Annotated in this window: 26 protein-coding genes; 3 read left to right on the top strand and 23 right to left on the bottom strand. The window is 62.2% G+C overall.

Annotated features, from left to right (window positions below; genetic code table 11):
* Nucleotides 1–6: 6 nt before the first annotated feature.
* From secY to rpsJ, 22 genes are all read right to left on the bottom strand, one after another.
* Entirely contained in the window at nucleotides 7–1,350 is a 1,344-nt protein-coding gene (gene secY, locus CCC_RS03750) for a preprotein translocase subunit SecY (RefSeq protein WP_041039825.1), read from the bottom strand.
* A gap of 161 nt (nucleotides 1,351–1,511) precedes the next feature.
* The gene (gene rplO / locus CCC_RS03745; RefSeq protein ID WP_009868548.1) at nucleotides 1,512–1,991 is read right to left on the bottom strand and encodes a 50S ribosomal protein L15; all 480 of its coding nucleotides are present in this window, start codon (nucleotides 1,989–1,991) and stop codon (nucleotides 1,512–1,514) included.
* A 59-nt stretch (nucleotides 1,992–2,050) separates the two neighbouring features.
* Nucleotides 2,051–2,254, bottom strand: coding sequence for a 50S ribosomal protein L30 (gene rpmD / locus CCC_RS03740; RefSeq protein WP_009868549.1), 204 nt, complete (start codon nucleotides 2,252–2,254; stop codon nucleotides 2,051–2,053).
* 17 nt (nucleotides 2,255–2,271) lie between these two features.
* Nucleotides 2,272–2,904, bottom strand: a complete 633-nt coding sequence (gene rpsE, locus CCC_RS03735; protein WP_009868550.1) for a 30S ribosomal protein S5 — start codon at nucleotides 2,902–2,904, stop codon at nucleotides 2,272–2,274.
* Nucleotides 2,905–2,916: 12 nt separating this feature from the next.
* Entirely contained in the window at nucleotides 2,917–3,279 is a 363-nt protein-coding gene (rplR, locus tag CCC_RS03730) for a 50S ribosomal protein L18 (protein ID WP_009868551.1), read from the bottom strand.
* An 11-nt stretch (nucleotides 3,280–3,290) separates the two neighbouring features.
* Nucleotides 3,291–3,824 carry a 50S ribosomal protein L6 gene (gene rplF / locus CCC_RS03725; protein WP_009868552.1) on the bottom strand — a complete coding sequence of 178 codons (534 nt, stop codon included), beginning with the start codon at nucleotides 3,822–3,824 and terminating at the stop codon, nucleotides 3,291–3,293.
* Between the two features lie 14 nt (nucleotides 3,825–3,838).
* A complete protein-coding gene (gene rpsH / locus CCC_RS03720) occupies nucleotides 3,839–4,237 on the bottom strand; it encodes a 30S ribosomal protein S8 (protein ID WP_009868553.1) in 399 nt (132 codons plus the stop codon).
* Between the two features lie 13 nt (nucleotides 4,238–4,250).
* Nucleotides 4,251–4,556, bottom strand: coding sequence for a 30S ribosomal protein S14 (rpsN, locus tag CCC_RS03715; protein WP_009868554.1), 306 nt, complete (start codon nucleotides 4,554–4,556; stop codon nucleotides 4,251–4,253).
* A gap of 15 nt (nucleotides 4,557–4,571) precedes the next feature.
* Nucleotides 4,572–5,111: a 50S ribosomal protein L5 gene (rplE, locus tag CCC_RS03710; RefSeq protein ID WP_009868555.1), complete on the bottom strand. Its 540-nt coding sequence runs from the start codon at nucleotides 5,109–5,111 to the stop codon at nucleotides 4,572–4,574.
* A 17-nt stretch (nucleotides 5,112–5,128) separates the two neighbouring features.
* The gene (rplX, locus tag CCC_RS03705) at nucleotides 5,129–5,449 is read right to left on the bottom strand and encodes a 50S ribosomal protein L24 (protein WP_041039824.1); all 321 of its coding nucleotides are present in this window, start codon (nucleotides 5,447–5,449) and stop codon (nucleotides 5,129–5,131) included.
* 2 nt (nucleotides 5,450–5,451) lie between these two features.
* Nucleotides 5,452–5,820 carry a 50S ribosomal protein L14 gene (gene rplN, locus CCC_RS03700; protein ID WP_009868557.1) on the bottom strand — a complete coding sequence of 123 codons (369 nt, stop codon included), beginning with the start codon at nucleotides 5,818–5,820 and terminating at the stop codon, nucleotides 5,452–5,454.
* A 32-nt stretch (nucleotides 5,821–5,852) separates the two neighbouring features.
* Nucleotides 5,853–6,092: a 30S ribosomal protein S17 gene (gene rpsQ, locus CCC_RS03695; protein ID WP_009868558.1), complete on the bottom strand. Its 240-nt coding sequence runs from the start codon at nucleotides 6,090–6,092 to the stop codon at nucleotides 5,853–5,855.
* 14 nt (nucleotides 6,093–6,106) lie between these two features.
* Nucleotides 6,107–6,310, bottom strand: coding sequence for a 50S ribosomal protein L29 (gene rpmC / locus CCC_RS03690; RefSeq protein ID WP_008615442.1), 204 nt, complete (start codon nucleotides 6,308–6,310; stop codon nucleotides 6,107–6,109).
* A 2-nt stretch (nucleotides 6,311–6,312) separates the two neighbouring features.
* Nucleotides 6,313–6,729: a 50S ribosomal protein L16 gene (gene rplP, locus CCC_RS03685; protein WP_041039823.1), complete on the bottom strand. Its 417-nt coding sequence runs from the start codon at nucleotides 6,727–6,729 to the stop codon at nucleotides 6,313–6,315.
* 18 nt (nucleotides 6,730–6,747) lie between these two features.
* On the bottom strand, nucleotides 6,748–7,431 hold the full coding sequence (rpsC, locus tag CCC_RS03680; RefSeq protein WP_009868560.1) for a 30S ribosomal protein S3: 684 nt from the start codon (nucleotides 7,429–7,431) through the stop codon (nucleotides 6,748–6,750).
* 4 nt (nucleotides 7,432–7,435) lie between these two features.
* A complete protein-coding gene (gene rplV / locus CCC_RS03675) occupies nucleotides 7,436–7,822 on the bottom strand; it encodes a 50S ribosomal protein L22 (protein ID WP_009868561.1) in 387 nt (128 codons plus the stop codon).
* A gap of 3 nt (nucleotides 7,823–7,825) precedes the next feature.
* Complete coding sequence (gene rpsS, locus CCC_RS03670; protein ID WP_008615453.1) at nucleotides 7,826–8,104, bottom strand: 30S ribosomal protein S19; 279 nt, start codon at nucleotides 8,102–8,104, stop codon at nucleotides 7,826–7,828.
* Nucleotides 8,105–8,117: 13 nt separating this feature from the next.
* The gene (gene rplB, locus CCC_RS03665) at nucleotides 8,118–8,945 is read right to left on the bottom strand and encodes a 50S ribosomal protein L2 (RefSeq protein WP_009868563.1); all 828 of its coding nucleotides are present in this window, start codon (nucleotides 8,943–8,945) and stop codon (nucleotides 8,118–8,120) included.
* A 4-nt stretch (nucleotides 8,946–8,949) separates the two neighbouring features.
* Nucleotides 8,950–9,258, bottom strand: coding sequence for a 50S ribosomal protein L23 (locus CCC_RS03660; protein WP_009868564.1), 309 nt, complete (start codon nucleotides 9,256–9,258; stop codon nucleotides 8,950–8,952).
* The gene (gene rplD / locus CCC_RS03655; protein ID WP_009868565.1) at nucleotides 9,255–9,875 is read right to left on the bottom strand and encodes a 50S ribosomal protein L4; all 621 of its coding nucleotides are present in this window, start codon (nucleotides 9,873–9,875) and stop codon (nucleotides 9,255–9,257) included. Before rplD ends, CCC_RS03660 begins: the two co-directional genes overlap by 4 nt.
* 12 nt (nucleotides 9,876–9,887) lie before the next feature.
* Complete coding sequence (rplC, locus tag CCC_RS03650; protein WP_009868566.1) at nucleotides 9,888–10,577, bottom strand: 50S ribosomal protein L3; 690 nt, start codon at nucleotides 10,575–10,577, stop codon at nucleotides 9,888–9,890.
* 11 nt (nucleotides 10,578–10,588) lie between these two features.
* Complete coding sequence (gene rpsJ, locus CCC_RS03645; RefSeq protein ID WP_002725423.1) at nucleotides 10,589–10,897, bottom strand: 30S ribosomal protein S10; 309 nt, start codon at nucleotides 10,895–10,897, stop codon at nucleotides 10,589–10,591.
* A 252-nt stretch (nucleotides 10,898–11,149) separates the two neighbouring features.
* On the opposite strand from rpsJ, the gene CCC_RS03640 reads away from it, so the two are divergent.
* From CCC_RS03640 to CCC_RS22055, 3 genes are read left to right on the top strand one after another with little or no spacing between them, the layout of a single operon-like run.
* Nucleotides 11,150–11,383, top strand: a complete 234-nt coding sequence (locus CCC_RS03640) for an antitoxin (protein WP_009868567.1) — start codon at nucleotides 11,150–11,152, stop codon at nucleotides 11,381–11,383.
* A complete protein-coding gene (locus CCC_RS03635) occupies nucleotides 11,384–11,782 on the top strand; it encodes a type II toxin-antitoxin system VapC family toxin (RefSeq protein WP_009868568.1) in 399 nt (132 codons plus the stop codon).
* Nucleotides 11,779–12,555 (top strand): hypothetical protein, encoded by a 777-nt coding sequence (locus CCC_RS22055; RefSeq protein WP_152619682.1) that lies wholly within the window; start codon nucleotides 11,779–11,781, stop codon nucleotides 12,553–12,555. The genes CCC_RS03635 and CCC_RS22055 overlap by 4 nt, the downstream gene beginning before the upstream one ends.
* A gap of 74 nt (nucleotides 12,556–12,629) precedes the next feature.
* On the opposite strand, the gene tuf is transcribed toward CCC_RS22055, so the two are convergent.
* Complete coding sequence (tuf, locus tag CCC_RS03625) at nucleotides 12,630–13,820, bottom strand: elongation factor Tu (protein WP_009868569.1); 1,191 nt, start codon at nucleotides 13,818–13,820, stop codon at nucleotides 12,630–12,632.
* Between the last annotated feature and the right edge of the window lie 6 nt (nucleotides 13,821–13,826).

Raw genomic sequence — 13,826 nt, 5'->3', positions numbered from 1 at the left:
TGGCAGTTAACGCCGCCCGCGCAGCCGGGACTTCTTGATGAGCCCCTCATACTGGTGCGCAAGCAGATGCGACTGGACCTGAGCCACGGTGTCCATGGTCACCGAAACCACGATCAGCAGCGAGGTACCGCCGAAATAGAACGGCACGGACAGCTTGCTGATCAGGATTTCCGGCAGGACGGACAAGGCCGACAGATAGGCGGCGCCCACCACGGTCAAGCGGGTCAGAACATAGTCGAGATAATCGGAGGTGTTCTTGCCCGGACGGATGCCCGGAATGAACCCGCCGTACTTCTTCAGATTCTCCGCCGTATCCGCCGGATTGAACACCACGGCGGTATAGAAGAAGGAGAAGAACACGATCAGGCCGAGATACAGCGCCAGATAGAGCGGCTGACCCCTGCCCATCAGGGCGGTAAACGTGGTCAGCCATTCTGGCCCGCCAGCGGCGGAGAACTGGGCGATGGTCACCGGCATCAGCAGGATCGAGCTGGCGAAGATCGGCGGAATCACGCCCGAGGTGTTGACCTTGAGCGGAAGATGCGAGGACTCGCCGCCGAACATCTTGTTGCCGACCTGGCGCTTGGGATACTGGACGATGATCCGGCGCTGGGCGCGTTCCATGAACACGATGAAGGCGATCACCGCGATGCTCATCACCAGGATCAGAATGATCACGGAAGGATGCAAAGCACCGGTCCGGCCCAGTTCCAGGGTATTCTTGATGGCGGCGGGCAGTTCGGCAACGATGCCAGCCATGATGATCAGCGAGGTGCCCTGGCCGATGCCGCGCGCGGTGATCTGCTCACCCAGCCACATCAGGAACAAAGTACCGCCGGTCAGCGTCACCACGGTCGAGAAGCGGAACAGCAGATGGCTTTCCATCATCACCGCGCTGCCGCGCGAGCTGGTCATGCTCTCGAGACCGACGGCGATGCCATAGGCCTGCATCACCGCGATGACCACGGTGAGATAGCGGGTGTACTGGTTGATCTTCTTGCGGCCCGACTCGCCTTCCTTCTTCACCGCTTCCAGCGACGGGATGACCGTGGTCATCAGCTGGAGGATAATGGAGGCCGAGATATAGGGCATGATGTTCAGCGCGAAGATGGTCATACGGTGCAGAGCACCGCCGGCCAGCATGTCGAACATGCCGAGCATGCCGCCACCCGACTGCTTGAACAGATCGCCCAGCACATGCGGATCGACACCCGGCATGGGGATCCAGGTGCCCAGGCGATAGACGACGAGCGCCAACAGGGTGAACCAGATTCGCTTCTTGAGATCGGTGGCCTTGGCGAGAACGCCAAAGTTCAGATTCGCGGCGAGCTGCTCGGCAGCGGAGGCCATGCCTTACTCCGGGGTTCGGTGGCGCGGGGCGGGCTTGCCCCACAATGAGAGGCCGTACCGCACCACAAATCCTTGATACAGCCCTTGACCCGGGTCAATAGACCCGGGTCTGGGATTCGACGCTTGAAGCGTTGGCAGGAGCCCGAAGGCTCCGCAACACCTCAGCCCTCGGCGACGGCCTTGGGCGCAGCCACGGTCACCGAGCCGCCAGCCTTTTCGACGGCGGCGATCGCCGCGGCCGAGGCACCGGTCACCTCGATGGACACCTTGGCCTTGATCTCGCCATGGCCCAGAAGGCGGACGCCGTCCAGCACCTTGCCGATCAGACCGGCAGCCGACAGGATCTCGGCGGTGATGGGCTTCTTGGCGTCGATGCGCTTCTCGTCGATGGCCTTCTGCAGGCGACCGAGATTGATCACGGCGAAGTGCTTGGCGTTGGGGTTGTGAAACCCGCGCTTGGGCAGACGACGGTAGATGGGCATCTGACCGCCTTCGAAGCCGTTGATCGCCACGCCGGAACGCGAGGTCTGACCCTTCACGCCCTTGCCCGAAGTCTTGCCCTTGCCGGAGCCGATGCCACGGCCGAGACGCTTCGACTGGTAGCGCGCGCCCTCGTTGTCGCGAAGTTCGTTGAGCTTCATTTCTTTTCGTCCTCGTCACGGTCGACCGGAGCTCCTAGAAGCCCCGGCCCCCGGATGTTCTATTCTTCCACGCGGACCAGATGACGGACCTTGGTGATCATGCCACGCACGGCCGGAGTATCCTCCAGCTCGCGGGTGCGGTGCATCTTGCCAAGGCCCAGGCCGATCAGAGTGGCACCCTGGTCGGCCGGACGGCCGATGGGGCTGCCGATCTGAGTGACCTTGACGGTCGACTTGGCGGCGGTCTTCTTCTTGGCGGCCATGTTCAATGCCCTCCCGATCAAACGCCGGCGGCAGCCGCGGCGGCAGCACCGTCGCGACGACCAATGATCTCGCCCACCTTCTTGCCGCGCTTGGCGGCAACATGGCGGGGAGAAGCCAGGTTGATCAGGGCGTCGAAAGTCGCCTTGATCATGTTGTGGGGATTGGAGGTGCCGAGGCACTTGGCCACGACGTCCTGGACACCCATGGTCTCGAACACGGCGCGCATCGGGCCACCGGCGATGATGCCGGTACCTGCCGGGGCGGCCCGCAGGATGACGCGGCCGGCACCGAAGTGACCGTAGGCGTCATGATGCAGGGTGCGACCCTCGCGCAGAGCGATCTTGATCATGTTGCGCTTGGCCTGTTCGGTGGCCTTGCGGATGGCTTCCGGAACTTCGCGGGCCTTGCCCGAACCGCAGCCAACGCGGCCCTTGGCGTCACCGACCACGACCAGGGCGGCGAAGGCGAAGCGACGGCCACCCTTCACCACCTTGGCGACGCGGTTGATGTGAACCAGCTTGTCGACGAATTCAGATTCCTCACGCTCGCGCGGGGTCTGCTCGGCGCCGCCGCGACCGCGGTTCGGCCGGTCGCCGCGTTCGCCGCCGCGGCCCCGCTCGGGACGATCAGAAGAGGGAGTACGTGCCATTGCTCATCATCCTCAGAAAGACAGGCCGCCTTCGCGGGCCGCATCGGCCAGGGCCTTGACCCGACCGTGGTAGATGTAGCCGCCGCGGTCGAACACCACCTCGGTGATGCCGGCCGCCTTGGCCCGCTCGGCGATCAGCTTGCCGACGGCGGCCGCAGCCGCCTTGTCGGCGCCGGTCTTCAAATTGCCCTTCAGCTCCTTGTCGAGCGTCGAGGCAGCGGCCAGGGTGACGCCCTTGAGGTCGTCGATCACCTGGACATAGATATTCTTGCCAGAGCGGAAGACAGACAGACGGACACGGCCGTTGCCCTTTTCCTTGATGCTCTGACGGGCGCGCCGCTTGCGGCGCTCGAAAAGATTCTTCGGCGTCATCATGGCGGAGCCCCTTACTTCTTCTTACCTTCCTTGCGGAGGATAGTCTCGGTTTCATACTTGATACCCTTGCCCTTGTAGGGCTCGGGACCACGGAAGGCGCGGATTTCCGCCGCGATCTGGCCGACCTGACGCTTGTCGCGGCCGGAAATCGAGATGGCGGTCGGCTTCTCGCACTTCATGGTGACATCGGCCGGAATGGGATATTCGATGTCGTGCGAATAGCCGAGTTGCAGCTTCAGCGACTTCCCTTCGACCGCGGCACGGTAACCGACGCCGTTGATCTCGAGGTTGACGGTGAAACCCTCGGACACACCCTTGACCATGTTGTTCAGATGGGCACGGGTGGTGCCCCACATCATGCGGGCATGCTTGGTTTCGTTCTTGGGCTTCACCCAGATCAGGTTGCCGTCGAGGGTGACCTCGACGTTGTCCCTGAGAGTGAGCTTGGATTCACCAAGCTTGCCCTTGACGGTGACTTCGGGTCCGGTGATCTGAACGGTAACGCCCGACGGCACCGAGACGGGATATTTGCCGACTCGCGACATGTTGCGGCCCTCCGTTAGAACACTTCGCAGAGGACTTCGCCGCCGACATTCTGAGTACGAGCCTCAGTGTCGGACATCACGCCGCGCGGGGTGGAGAGGATGGTGATCCCCAGCCCGTTGGCGACGCGGCGAAGGTCGGCAATCTTGGAATACACGCGGCGGCCAGGAGTGGACACGCGCGAGATTTCCCGGATAACCGGCTGACCCTCGTGATATTTCAGTTCGATGCTGAGCTGGGCAACGCCCGGACGCAGCTCACTCCGCGAATAACCGCGGATGTAGCCTTCACGCTTCAGCACCTCGAGGACGTTGGCGCGCAGGCTGGACGCCGGCGAGACAACGGTGGACTTGTTGGCCCGCTGCCCGTTGCGAATACGGGTCAGCAGATCGCCGAGAGGATCGGTCATGGACATGAATCGTCCTCCCTTACCAGCTGGACTTGACCATGCCGGGAATCTGGCCCTGCGAGGCGAGCTCGCGAAGCTTATTCCGGCACAGCTTGAACTTGCGATAGTTACCGCGCGAACGGCCCGTGACCTCGCAGCGCAGACGCACGCGGATCTTGGACGAGTTGCGGGGCAGCTCCGCCAGCTTGAGGGAGGCTTCGAAGCGCTCCTCCGGGCTGGCTTCACGGTTGTTGGCGATCGCCTTCAACTTGGCGCGGCGGGCGGCGAACTGGGCCGCCATACGCTCACGCTTCTTGTTGCGCTCGACCGAGCTGATCTTAGCCATTGCCTAAATCTCCAATCAGGCCACGAACGGCATGTCGAAGCCCTTGAGGAGCGCCTTGGCTTCCTCATTGGACTTGGCCGTGGTGACGAAGATGATGTCCATGCCCCGGATGGTCTCGACCTTGTCGTAGTCGATTTCGGGGAAGACGATCTGCTCTTTCAGGCCCAGCGAGTAATTGCCGCGGCCATCGAAGCTCTTGCTCGGGACGCCGCGGAAATCACGGACGCGGGGCAAGGCGATGTTGATCAGGCGGTCGAGGAATTCGTACATCCGCTCGGCCCGCAGGGTGACCTTGCAGCCCACGACCTGACCTTCGCGCAGCTTGAACTGGGCGATGGACATCTTGGCCTTGGTGCTGACCGGCTTCTGACCGGAGATCAGGGTCATTTCGGCGAGGGCCGACTCGATCTTCTTGGAATCCTGGGCGGCTTCACCGACGCCCATGTTGATCACGATCTTTTCCAGCTTCGGCACCTGCATGGGGTTCGCGTAGTTGAACTCCTTCTGCAGGGCGGGCTTGACGACCGTATCGTAGTGCTTACGCAGACGTGCCATCTGTCTGTTCCTTCGGCTTACCGGTCGATGACTTCGCCGGAACGACGCGCAACGCGCACCTTCCGACCGTCTTCGAGGATCTTGTGACCGATGCGGGTCGCCTTGCCATCCTTGGGGTCTTCGTGGGCGACGTTGGAGACGTGAATGGACGCCTCCTTCTCCACGATGCCGCCCTGAGTGGTGGCAGAGGCGCGGGTGTGACGCTTGACCAGGTTCACGCCCTGGACGATGACGCGCTGCTCGGACGGCATGGAGGCGATGACTTCGCCCTTCTTGCCCTTGTCCTTGCCGGCGAGGACGACAACCCGGTCACCCTTCTTCACATTCATGGAAGCCATGATTAGAGGACCTCCGGAGCCAGAGAGATGATCTTCATGAACTTCTTACCGCGAAGCTCACGAGTGACGGGCCCAAAAATACGGGTGCCGATCGGCTCGCCCTGCTTGTTGATCAGGACGGCTGCATTGGTGTCGAACCGGATCGCGGAACCGTCGGCGCGACGGATTTCCTTGGCGGTGCGGACGATGACGGCGCGATGCACGTCACCCTTCTTCACACGGCCGCGTGCAATCGCCTCCTTGATGGAAACGACGATGACGTCGCCCACCGTGGCGATGGTGCGATGCGAGCCGCCCAACACCTTGATGCACTGCACCCGGCGGGCACCCGAATTATCGGCGACGTCCAGGTTGGTTTGCATCTGGATCATGATGTCTCTTCCTTATTCCCAGTTCGCGACCGTCAAGCCTGCGGCTCGACAATCACTTCCCAGCACTTGGTCTTGGAGATCGGCGCGCATTCGCGGATGCGGATGGTCTCGCCGGTCTTGAAGACGTTGTTCTCGTCGTGGGCGTGGTACTTCTTGGAACGACGGATGAACTTCTTGTAGATCGGGTGCATCACGCGCCGTTCGACGCTGACCACCACGGTCTTTTCCATCTTGTCGCTCACCACGACGCCCTGAAGAATGCGCTTCGGCATTTGAATGGGCCTCCTTAGGACGCGCTTTTGGCGCGTTCGCCGAGCAGCGTCTTGATGGTCGCGATCTCGCGACGCACAGCACGCACCCGGGCGGTATTCTCCAACTGGCCGGAAGCCCGCTGGAAGCGAAGATTGAACTGCTCCTTCTTGAGCGCGATGACCTGCTCTTTCAGCTGGTCAACACTCTTCTGGCGCAGATCGGCAGCCTTGGTCGCCATGGCTAGATATCCCCGATCCGAGAAATGAACTTGGTCTTGATCGGCATCTTGGCAGCGGCCAGGGCAAAACCGTGACGGGCGATTTCCTCGGCGACGCCATCCACTTCGAAGAGGATGCGACCGGGGGCCACGCGGGCGGTCCAGAATTCCGGAGCACCCTTACCGGAGCCCATGCGGACTTCGGCAGGCTTGGACGAAACCGGCAGATCCGGGAAAATGCGGATCCACACGCGGCCTTGACGCTTCATGTGACGGGTCAGGGCACGACGGGCGGCCTCGATCTGGCGGGCGGTGATCCGCTCGGGCTCCAGAGCCTTGAGGCCATAGGCACCGAAATTCAAGGCGGAGCCACCCTTGGTCACTCCCTTGATCCGGCCCTTATGAGCCTTGCGGTATTTAGTGCGCTTGGGCGAAAGCATCTCTCAAACCCTTCTCGATCAACGGCCAGCCGGGGCGGTTTCGCCCGCAGCCCGCTTGTCCTGGGCCATGGGGTCATGAGCGAGGATCTCGCCCTTGAACACCCAAACCTTGACGCCGCAGCTGCCGTAGGTGGTGTGGGCGGTGCCCACGCCATAATCAACGTCAGCGCGCAGCGTGTGCAGCGGAACGCGGCCTTCGCGGTACCACTCCATGCGGGCGATTTCAGCGCCACCCAGACGGCCGGAGCAGTTGATACGAATGCCCTGGGCGCCCAGACGCATGGCCGACTGCACGGCGCGCTTCATGGCGCGACGGAAGGCGACACGGCGCTCGAGCTGCTGGGCGATGGACTCGGCCACCAGCTGGGCATCCAGTTCCGGCTTGCGGATCTCGACGATGTTGAGGTGAACCTCACCACCGGTCATCTTCGAGAGCTCCTTGCGCAGCACCTCGATATCCGCGCCCTTCTTGCCGATCACCACGCCCGGACGGGCGGTATGGATGGTGATGCGGGCCTTCTTGGCGGGACGCTCGATGACCACACGCGACACACCGGCCTGGGCCAGCTTGTCGCGCAGATACTTGCGCAGCTTCAGGTCCTGGTGCAGCAGCTTGGCGTAGTTCTCATCCGCGAACCACCGGGAGTCCCAGGTGCGGTTGATACCGACGCGCAGGCCGATCGGATTGACTTTCTGACCCATCTGCTTACTCCCCCGCCGCTTCGGCGCGTTCGCGCACGATGACGGTCAGATTGCTGAACGGCTTTTCGATGCGGCCGACGCGGCCACGGGCGCGCGCCTTCCAACGCTTCATCACCATGGCCTTGCCCACGAAGGCTTCGGCCACATAGAGGCGATCCACGTCCAGCTGGTGGTTGTTCTCGGCATTGGCGATGGCGGACTGCAGCACCGACCGCACCACGACGGCGATACGCCGCTTGGAGAAGGTCAGCGCGTTGAGCGCCACGTCGGCCTTGAGACCACGGATGCTTTCGGCAACCAGGTTGAGCTTGCGCGGGCTGGTGCGGATGGTGGCCAGGAAAGCCTTGGCCTCGGTCTCCGACAGGACCCTGTCTGCGGGTTTCTTGCCCATGGCTTACTTCCTCTTCGCCTTCTTGTCGACCGCGTGGCCGTAGAACGTGCGGGTGGGCGAGAATTCACCGAACTTGTGGCCGATCATGTTCTCGGTCACCAGCACGGGAATGAACTTCTGGCCATTGTAGACGCCAAAGGTCAGCCCAACGAACTGCGGCAGGATGGTCGAACGACGCGACCAGATCTTGATGACCTCGTTGCGGCCGCTGGCGCGGGCCTTGTCGGCCTTTCCCAGCATGTAGCCGTCGAGGAAGGGGCCTTTCCAAACGGAACGAGCCATTTTTCAGCCCCTCCTACTGAGTCTGACGGCGGCGCATGATGAGCCGGTCCGTCTTCTTGTTGCTGCGAGTCTTCTTGCCCTTGGTGGGCTTGCCCCAGGGGGTGACCGGATGACGGCCGCCCGAGGTACGGCCTTCGCCGCCGCCATGCGGGTGGTCGATCGGGTTCATGGCCACACCGCGGACGGAGGGGCGACGGCCCATCCACACGGCGCGACCGGCCTTGCCCAGGGAGACGTTCTGCTGGTCCGGGTTGGACACGGCACCGATGGTGGCCATGCACTCGCCGCGCACCATGCGCAGTTCGCCAGAGGCGAGACGGAGCTGGGCATAGCCCTGATCCTTACCCACCAGCTGAACATAGGTGCCGGCCGAACGGGCCAGCTGGCCACCCTTGCCCACCTTGAGCTCCACGTTGTGCACGATGGTGCCGACGGGGATGTTCTTCAGCGGCATGGCGTTGCCGGGCTTGATGTCCGCCTTCTCGGAGGCGATCACCTGGTCACCGACGGCCAGACGCTGAGGGGCGATGATGTAGGCCTTCTCACCGTCGGTGTAGGACACCAGGGCGATGAAAGCGGTACGATTGGGATCGTACTCCAGGCGCTCGACCGTGGCGGCCACGTCGAACTTGTTGCGCTTGAAGTCGATGATGCGGTAACGGCGCTTGTGCCCGCCGCCACGCCACCGGACGGTCACCCGACCGGTGTTGTTGCGGCCGCCCTTGGAGCGCAGACCTTCGGTCAGGCTCTTCTCGGGCTTACCCTTCCAGAGTTCCGAACGATCGACCAGGACGAGCTGGCGACGGCCCGGAGTCGTGGGCTTGAATGTCTTCAGTGCCATGGTGTCAGACTCCCGTGGTCACGTCGATGGAGTGGCCCTCGGCCAGCGTAACGATCGCCTTCTTGACGTCGGAACGCACGCCGGGACGGCCGCGGAAGCGCTTGACCTTGCCCTTGGCGATCAGGGTGTTCACGGCGGTGACCTTCACCCCGAAAATCCCCTCGACAGCGGCCTTGATCTCCGGCTTGGTCGCATCCAGCGGCACCTTGAAGGTGACCTGGCGGAACTCGGAGCCCATGGTCGCCTTTTCGGTGATCACGGGGGCGCGGACGACGTCGTACATCCGCTCCTTGCTGATGACGAGCTTGCTCATTTCAGGCGAGCCTCCAGGGCGGCGACCGCGTCCTTGGTCAGAACCAGGGTTTCGCGACGCAGGATGTCATAGACGTTGGCACCCTGCTGCGGCAGCACATCCACGTAAGGAATGTTGCGGCTGGCCAGAGCGAAGTTGCCGTCCACGGCGGCGCCGTCGATGAACAACACCGAGCTCAGGCCCAGCTTGCCGAGACGGGCGGCCAGGTCCTTGGTCTTGGGCGATCCGGCCGTGGCGTTGTCCACCACGATCAGCTTGCCATCGGCCACCTTGGCCGACAGAGCGGTCTTCAGAGCCAGCTTGCGGACCTTCTTGGGCAGGTCGTGAGCGTGAGAGCGCACGACGGGGCCGAAAATGGTCGAGCCGCCGCGGAACTGAGCGGAGCGCAGCGAACCCTGACGGGCACGACCGCCACCCTTCTGAGCGAAGGGCTTCTTGGTGGTGCCGGAGATTTCGCTGATGGTCTTGGTCTTGTGGTTGCCCGACTGGCGCTTGGCCAGCTGCCAGTTGACGGCGCGGAACAGGATGTCCCCGCGGACCGGCAGACCGAAGATCTCGTCGGCCAGTTCGATCTCGCCGACGGTCTGGTTGTCCAGGCTGATTACATTCGTCTTCATCGCCTTGATCCTTTACTCGGCCGAGGCCGCGGCCTTGACGCCGGCCGGGAACGGCACGCCATCAGGCAGCTTGCGCTTCACCGCGTCGCGGACGAGCACCCAAGACCCCTCGTGACCGGGAACCGAACCCTTAACCAGGATCAGGCCGCGATCGGCGTCGGTGGACACCACGGTGAGGTTCTGAGTGGTCACCTGCTCATCGCCCATGTGACCGGCCATCTTCTTGCCTTTGAACACCTTGCCGGGGTCCTGGCGCTGGCCGGTGGAGCCGTGAGAGCGGTGCGACACCGAAACGCCGTGCGTGGCTTCGAGGCCACGGAAGTTCCAGCGCTTCATACCGCCGGCAAAGCCCTTGCCGATGGTGGTGCCGGTCACGTCCACGTACTGACCGGGGATGAAATGGGCGGCGGAGAGTTCGGTGCCGACCTCGAGAAGGTTCTCGGGGGCAACGCGGAATTCCACCAGCTTCTTCTTGGGCTCGACCTTGGCCTTGGCGAAGTTGGCGCGAGCAGGCTTGCTCACATTCTTCACCTTGGCGGTACCGGCACCAAGCTGAACGGCAACGTAGCCGTCCTTTTCCACAGAGCGGGTCGAGACCACCTGACAGGTGTCGACCTTCAGCACGGTGACGGGCACATGGGTGCCGTCCTCGGTGAAGATCCTCGTCATGCCGACCTTCTGGGCGATGAGACCAGAGCGCATTGTTAGGTTCCTTAGAGCTTAATCTCGACGTCGACGCCAGCAGCCAGGTCGAGCTTCATCAGCGCGTCCACGGTCTGCGGAGTCGGATCGACGATGTCCAGAAGACGCTTGTGAGTCCGAATCTCGAACTGCTCGCGCGACTTCTTGTCGATGTGCGGGCTACGGTTCACGGTGAACTTCTCGATCCGGCTGGGCAGCGGGATCGGACCGCGCACCTGCGCCCCGGTCCTCTTGGCGGTGTTGACGATCTCGCGGGTGGACTGGTCCAGCACGCGGTGATCAAACGCCTTGAGGCGGATGCGGATGTTTTGGCTTTCCATATTCAAGTCATCCGTCAAATCGGATCGGCGCCCCGTCGGGGCGCCGATCGGTGAAAACAGTCAATTCAAAGAGCCTCCCGCAGTCAGCCGCTAAGCCAGTGGCAAAGCCGCTCTTACGGAATGAGGCCGAAGCCGAAGGCAGCCTTATACAGAGAGTCATAGGGCTTGGCAACAGGACTCTTCCGCTTGCCTCACGGTTATTGAGGCGGGCCGGAAATCGGCCTATGCTGCGGCATAGGCTAGGAGTTGCCCATGAACCATGAACGCCATGTCCGCCTGTTCCGCAACGGCCGCAACCAGGCCGTCCGCATCCCGCGCGAATTCGAACTGCCGGGCGAGGACGCCGTCCTGCGCAAGGAGGGCGACCGGTTGATCCTGGAGCCAATGCGAAAGCGGTCATTGCTGACATTGCTGGCAACGCTCGAGCCTTTGGAAGAGGATTTTCCCGAGATCGACGATCCGCCGCCCGAACCTGCGGATCTGTGAATGCGCTACCTTCTGGACACCAACATTCTGTCCGATATGTTGAGGCATCCCCAGGGGCCTGCGGCACACCGTCTTGCCGAGGTCGGCGAGGATCACGTCTGCACCAGCATTATCTGCGCCGGTGAACTGCGATTTGGGGCCATCCGCAAGGGCTCCGCGCGGCTCGCAGCGCTGGTGGCGGCATTGCTGGATACCATCGAGGTTCTGCCCTTGGAGGACCCCACCAGTTCGGTCTACGGCGAGATAAGAACTGCTCTGGAGCAAGAGGGGCGCCCCATCGGCGGCAACGACCTGTGGATCGCCGCTCATGCCTTGGCACTGGGCGTCACCCTGGTCACCGCCAACGAAGGCGAGTTCCGACGGGTGGACGGGTTGCGGGTGGAGAATTGGGGGAGGTGAATACTAGCACGCACAGAAAGGCGGAAAACTGGGTCTTTAGTGGAACGGTCCATCCGGAGCGCGCTGCATTCTCTTATGACAGACCAATTAACCTCACCGTTGCCAATTCAGACATCGGCATCACAATCGATTTAACAGTAAATATATTCGCAAACAAGGTGTCAATATTGGTAGCGTCAGATTGCTGCTTTTCCGACATACACACAGTACGAAATATTGTTTCTGACGCAGCAAATCATGTTGTTGAAATCACCGGCATGGTTACAGCGATGGCTCATGCCGTAGAGATTACATCCGCAATTGACATTAACAGTGGAAATGGCATTACTTTTGGCATTGACATGCCTGCTGCTCTGACAACACAGGCAATTCCAGACTTGGCAAAGATTGCCCACCTCTCTGGCGCCAATGCTTTTGTTAGGCACGCCATTGCCGATCTTATCAACGCGATGCGTCGTCCTGCTGACACAGGCTTCCTGTGCTATAGGGCGTTTGAATCTATTCTTCAAGACATCAGGCATTTGAACGAATGCGATAAGAAGAAGGCCATATTGATGCTTAAGGAGAAGCTCGGCGTTAGGGATAGCGACATGGACTTTCTTAGAGAAATTTCCAACGATAGCCGTCACGGCAAGCCTGTCTGGATAAGTGGGGATGACCGTATCCGGGCCATTAAAGTCACCCGCTCACTAATTCTGGCCTATATTGAAGGGCTATCATCTGGGGTTTGGGGCCCCTGGCCCCAAGCGGGCGTGGGCGGCAGCCCACAATAGCCCTCCTCAAACGAAAACGCCCCCGGAGGTTTCCCTTCGGGGGCGTCTCGTTTTAAGCAAGTGGTCTCGAAAGACTACTTGATGATCTTGGCCACCACGCCGGCGCCGACGGTACGGCCGCCTTCGCGGATGGCGAAGCGCAGGCCCTGGTCCATGGCGATGGGGGCGATCAGGGTCACGATCATCTTCACGTTGTCGCCCGGCATCACCATCTCGGTGCCTTCCGGCAGAGCAACCACACCGGTCACGTCGGTGGTGCGGAAGTAGAACTGCGGACGGTAGTTGGTGAAGAACGGGGTATGACGGCCGCCTTCTTCCTTGTTCAGGATGTAGGCTTCGGCCTCGAAGTCGGTGTGGGGCGTGATGGAGCCCGGAGCCGCCAGAACCTGACCGCGCTCCACGTCCTCGCGCTTGGTGCCGCGCAGCAGGGCGCCGATATTGTCGCCAGCCTCACCCTGATCGAGCAGCTTGCGGAACATTTCCACGCCGGTGCAGGTGGTCTTGACGGTCGCCTTGATGCCGACGATCTCGACTTCCTCGCCCACCTTCACGACGCCACGCTCGACACGGCCGGTCACCACGGTGCCGCGGCCCGAGATGGAGAACACGTCTTCGATGGGCATCAGGAACGGCTTGTCCTTGGGACGCTCCGGCTGCGGGATGTACTTGTCCACTTCGGCCATCAGCGACAGGATCGCCTCGCGGCCGATTTCCGGCTGCTTGTCTTCCAGGGCGCACAGGGCCGAGCCGCGCACGATCGGAATGTCGTCGCCGGGGAAGTCATACGAGCTCAGCAGCTCGCGCACTTCCAGCTCGACCAGATCCAGCAGCTCGGGATCATCGACCATGTCGCACTTGTTCATGAACACCACCAGGGCGGGCACGCCCACCTGACGGGCCAGCAGGATGTGCTCGCGGGTCTGGGGCATGGGGCCGTCGGCGGCCGACACGACCAGGATGGCGCCGTCCATCTGCGCCGCGCCGGTGATCATGTTCTTCACATAGTCGGCGTGGCCGGGGCAGTCCACATGGGCGTAGTGGCGGTTGGTGGTCTCGTACTCGACGTGAGCGGTCGAGATGGTGATGCCACGGGCCTTCTCTTCCGGCGCCTTGTCGATCTGGTCGTAGGCGGTGAAGGTGGCGCCGCCGGTCTCGGCCAGGATCTTGGTGATCGCCGCGGTCAGCGAGGTCTTGCCATGGTCAACGTGACCGATGGTGCCGATATTGCAGTGAGGCTTGTTGCGCTCAAATTTAGCCTTAGCCATCGTTTC

The organism is Paramagnetospirillum magnetotacticum MS-1 (genome assembly GCF_000829825.1).
Lineage (GTDB): Bacteria > Pseudomonadota > Alphaproteobacteria > Rhodospirillales > Magnetospirillaceae > Phaeospirillum > Phaeospirillum magnetotacticum.
This window is presented reverse-complemented; position numbering and strand designations above follow the sequence as displayed.

Coding starts and splice junctions, on each gene's coding strand:
- secY (WP_041039825.1), bottom strand. CDS start 1,350: ATGGCCTCCGCTGCCGAGCAGCTCGCCGCGAATCTGAACTTTGGCGTT.
- rplO (WP_009868548.1), bottom strand. CDS start 1,991: ATGAAGCTCAACGAACTTCGCGACAACGAGGGCGCGCGCTACCAGTCG.
- rpmD (WP_009868549.1), bottom strand. CDS start 2,254: ATGGCCGCCAAGAAGAAGACCGCCGCCAAGTCGACCGTCAAGGTCACT.
- rpsE (WP_009868550.1), bottom strand. CDS start 2,904: ATGGCACGTACTCCCTCTTCTGATCGTCCCGAGCGGGGCCGCGGCGGC.
- rplR (WP_009868551.1), bottom strand. CDS start 3,279: ATGATGACGCCGAAGAATCTTTTCGAGCGCCGCAAGCGGCGCGCCCGT.
- rplF (WP_009868552.1), bottom strand. CDS start 3,824: ATGTCGCGAGTCGGCAAATATCCCGTCTCGGTGCCGTCGGGCGTTACC.
- rpsH (WP_009868553.1), bottom strand. CDS start 4,237: ATGTCCATGACCGATCCTCTCGGCGATCTGCTGACCCGTATTCGCAAC.
- rpsN (WP_009868554.1), bottom strand. CDS start 4,556: ATGGCTAAGATCAGCTCGGTCGAGCGCAACAAGAAGCGTGAGCGTATG.
- rplE (WP_009868555.1), bottom strand. CDS start 5,111: ATGGCACGTCTGCGTAAGCACTACGATACGGTCGTCAAGCCCGCCCTG.
- rplX (WP_041039824.1), bottom strand. CDS start 5,449: ATGGCTTCCATGAATGTGAAGAAGGGTGACCGGGTTGTCGTCCTCGCC.
- rplN (WP_009868557.1), bottom strand. CDS start 5,820: ATGATCCAGATGCAAACCAACCTGGACGTCGCCGATAATTCGGGTGCC.
- rpsQ (WP_009868558.1), bottom strand. CDS start 6,092: ATGCCGAAGCGCATTCTTCAGGGCGTCGTGGTGAGCGACAAGATGGAA.
- rpmC (WP_008615442.1), bottom strand. CDS start 6,310: ATGGCGACCAAGGCTGCCGATCTGCGCCAGAAGAGTGTTGACCAGCTG.
- rplP (WP_041039823.1), bottom strand. CDS start 6,729: ATGCTTTCGCCCAAGCGCACTAAATACCGCAAGGCTCATAAGGGCCGG.
- rpsC (WP_009868560.1), bottom strand. CDS start 7,431: ATGGGTCAGAAAGTCAATCCGATCGGCCTGCGCGTCGGTATCAACCGC.
- rplV (WP_009868561.1), bottom strand. CDS start 7,822: ATGGGCAAGAAACCCGCAGACAGGGTCCTGTCGGAGACCGAGGCCAAG.
- rpsS (WP_008615453.1), bottom strand. CDS start 8,104: ATGGCTCGTTCCGTTTGGAAAGGCCCCTTCCTCGACGGCTACATGCTG.
- rplB (WP_009868563.1), bottom strand. CDS start 8,945: ATGGCACTGAAGACATTCAAGCCCACGACTCCGGGCCGTCGCCAGCTC.
- CCC_RS03660 (WP_009868564.1), bottom strand. CDS start 9,258: ATGAGCAAGCTCGTCATCAGCAAGGAGCGGATGTACGACGTCGTCCGC.
- rplD (WP_009868565.1), bottom strand. CDS start 9,875: ATGAAGACGAATGTAATCAGCCTGGACAACCAGACCGTCGGCGAGATC.
- rplC (WP_009868566.1), bottom strand. CDS start 10,577: ATGCGCTCTGGTCTCATCGCCCAGAAGGTCGGCATGACGAGGATCTTC.
- rpsJ (WP_002725423.1), bottom strand. CDS start 10,897: ATGGAAAGCCAAAACATCCGCATCCGCCTCAAGGCGTTTGATCACCGC.
- CCC_RS03640 (WP_009868567.1), top strand. CDS start 11,150: ATGAACCATGAACGCCATGTCCGCCTGTTCCGCAACGGCCGCAACCAG.
- CCC_RS03635 (WP_009868568.1), top strand. CDS start 11,384: ATGCGCTACCTTCTGGACACCAACATTCTGTCCGATATGTTGAGGCAT.
- tuf (WP_009868569.1), bottom strand. CDS start 13,820: ATGGCTAAGGCTAAATTTGAGCGCAACAAGCCTCACTGCAATATCGGC.